This window comes from Sphingomonas sp. 179-A 2A2 NHS (assembly GCF_045371305.1).
Classification (GTDB): domain Bacteria; phylum Pseudomonadota; class Alphaproteobacteria; order Sphingomonadales; family Sphingomonadaceae; genus Sphingomonas.
The window spans coordinates 1-2,589 of the sequence record NZ_JBIQDE010000029.1 but is presented as its reverse complement, the minus strand read 5'-3'; the positions used below and the strand labels follow the sequence as shown (position 1 = coordinate 2,589).

4 protein-coding genes are annotated in these 2,589 nt (G+C 71.6%); 1 reads left to right on the top strand and 3 read right to left on the bottom strand.

Features of this window, described 5'->3' with window-relative positions:
* Nucleotides 1–209: SDR family oxidoreductase (locus ACH0AE_RS17775; protein ID WP_406876161.1), on the top strand; the 209-nt coding region annotated here is incomplete at its 5' end.
* A gap of 16 nt (nucleotides 210–225) precedes the next feature.
* On the opposite strand, the gene ACH0AE_RS17770 is transcribed toward ACH0AE_RS17775, so the two are convergent.
* The 3 genes from ACH0AE_RS17770 to ACH0AE_RS17760 all read right to left on the bottom strand — a co-directional run.
* Nucleotides 226–1,113: a sterol desaturase family protein gene (locus ACH0AE_RS17770; protein ID WP_406876159.1), complete on the bottom strand. Its 888-nt coding sequence runs from the start codon at nucleotides 1,111–1,113 to the stop codon at nucleotides 226–228.
* A gap of 65 nt (nucleotides 1,114–1,178) precedes the next feature.
* Nucleotides 1,179–1,823 (bottom strand): hypothetical protein, encoded by a 645-nt coding sequence (locus ACH0AE_RS17765; protein ID WP_406876158.1) that lies wholly within the window; start codon nucleotides 1,821–1,823, stop codon nucleotides 1,179–1,181.
* A gap of 25 nt (nucleotides 1,824–1,848) precedes the next feature.
* Nucleotides 1,849–2,589: glutathione S-transferase family protein (locus tag ACH0AE_RS17760; RefSeq protein ID WP_406876157.1), on the bottom strand; the 741-nt coding region annotated here is incomplete at its 5' end.

The window sequence follows — 2,589 nt, the reverse complement described above, 5'->3', positions numbered from 1 at the left end:
GGGAGGCGATGCTGGGCGACGGGCCTGACCGCGCGGCGCGGATGGCGGCGCTGGTCGCCGATACGCCGCTCAAGCGCTTCGGCACGCCCGAGGAAGTGGCGGCGATCGCGGCGATGCTCGCGTCGGACGAGGCGACCTATGTCACGGGGACCGAGGTCAACATCGACGGCGGGCTGCTCGCGGGCTCCGCCGCGGTGCCGGGCGGCTAGACGGGCTCGGGCGGGCTCAGGCGGGGAGCGAGTGCGCGGGTACGGTGTGGGAGGCAGCCTCCGCCGGCGTCGCTGGCCGTGCGAGGGGCTGTGTCGCGGCGCGGTAGCGCGCTGGCAGGGTCCACCAGTCGGCGAGCGTCGTCGGCTGGCGCACCTCGGCGAGGCCGACCGCAGGCCACTCGCCCGGCGCCGGCATGTGGCAGGTGCCGAACAGCCGGTCCCACAATGTCGTGAAAGCGCCGAAATTCTTGTCGAAGTGCCGCGCCTCGAGCGAGTGGTGGATGCGGTGGAAGCGATTGTCCGCCAGCACGCAGCGCAACGGGCCGGCGTGGAGACGCGTCGGCGAGTGGATCCACACGACGTGGAGCCAGATGAGCAGCGTCGCGATCGGCACCGCGGGGCCGGTATCGGCGACGATCAGCGTCGTCGGGATCGTCACCAGCACCAGCGAAAACAGCCCCTCGCTCAGGTGATGGTACGAATTGACCGCGTTCAGCTCCTCGATCGAATGGTGCACGGCGTGCCAGCGCCACAGCCAGCGATGCTGCGCGCGGTGGAACCAGTAGAAGACGAAATCGTGGAACAGCGCGCCCGCGATCACCGCGACCGGCACCGCGAGCCATCCCGCCCAGGATACGGCGCGCAGCACCGGCAGCGTGACGATCGGCGCTAGCCCGAGCGCGGCCCACGCGAGCTGCATCCCCGTCGCGAGCGCCGCGCCCGACAGCGTCAGCAGCCCCCAATAGGCGACGCCGCTCGCCCGCCCGGCAAGCGAATGGCGCTCGTGCGGGTTGGCGAGCTCGACCGCGGTCAGGATCGCGAGCACGATCCCCCAGCCGGTGAGGCTGGCGGTGAACGCGGCGACGAAAGGCTCGACGAACGACATGGCGCCCGCGCTTGTCACCCCGCGCGCCCTACGATCGGGTTAAAGGGGGCGGGCTAAAGCGGGCGGGTTAAAGGGGGGTGGGATCAGGTGGCTGCCGTGCTCCGCACCGCGCGGTCATACTGCCAGCGGCGCCAGGCGAAGTAGAGCGCCTGGGCGCCGCAGCCGAGCGGCAGGAGATAGGCCCAGTCACCCCAGAAGCCGAACTCGCCCGGATCGTCGCGCAGGCGATCGATCCAATACCAGACGAAATATGCCGCGAGCGCGATGTGGCCGTAGCCGATATCGCAATGGAGGATTAGGTGCCGCGTCCGCCGATCGAGCGCGTCGGCGACGGGCATGCGCCCGGCGAAAGCGCGGGCCGGGGCGGCGAAGAGCTGCCGCCTGACGAGCGCGCCGATGGCGAGCCCGGGCGCGATGACCGTGAGGGCGAGCAGGAGCAGGCGCTCCATGTCCCACTGGTCGAGCGCGATCGCGACGACGACGGGCGCGAGGAGCACGGCCGACGTGAACAGCGCGAGCAGCGGCGCACGATCGTTGAACGCGACGACCATCGCGTCGCGCTCCGCGATGGTGACGGGGATCGCCGCGCCGACGCGCTCGCGACGATAGACGAAGCCCGTGCCGTGCGGCGCGAATTGCTCGGTAAAATGCGCGCACAGCCGGTCAGGCCAGGGGAGGACGTCGCGGAGCGCCCGCCACCAGGGATAGGTGTCCGTCCTGGTCGTCATCAGGTGGCAGACCGCGCGCGGCAGCTCACGCGGCGTAGCTCGGCCGCGCGGCGATGCGGGCATGCCAGGCGCGGGCGTTGGTACGGTCGGGGGCGCGATCGGGCGCGGTGTCGTCGCCGAGCGGGGCCATGCCGATCAGCGTGCCGAAATCGAGGATCGTCACCGCGGCGATGTCCGCCATCGTGAACGTGTCGCCGGCGACAAAGGCGCGGCCGTCGGCGAGCTCGCGGTCGAACCACGTCATCGCGCGGTCGAGCCCGTCGCGGTTCGACGCGCCGTAATCCTTGTACTGCGTCAGCAGCGCGGCGGTCGCGGGATGCGCGTGGCGCCAGTACATCTTCACCGGCTCGCCGAGCTGCGTCTCGACGCGGCGGATCGCCATGTCGACCTGCGCCTGTTCGAGCGGGGTGCGGCCGAACAGGGGCGGCTCCGGGTGGAGGGCGTCGAGATAGCGGCAGATCGACACCGTCTCGGCGATCGTGGTGCCGTCGTCGAGTTCGAGCACCGGCACCTGCCCGAGCGAGTTGCGCGCGAGATGCTCGGGCGAGCGGTGCGCGCGGGCGCGCAGATCGAGCATCACCTCGTCGAGCGCGATGCCCTTCTCCGCCGCGGCGATGCGCACGCGGCGCGGATTGGGGGCGGGCATGGGGGCGCTGTAGAGCTTCATCGCGCGCATCGTGGGCCGCTGCGGGGGAGGTGGCAAGCGGGTGGGCGTGTCGAAGCGGGAAGGCGCATGCGGGGAGGGGCGCCTTGCAGCCAGCCTCAC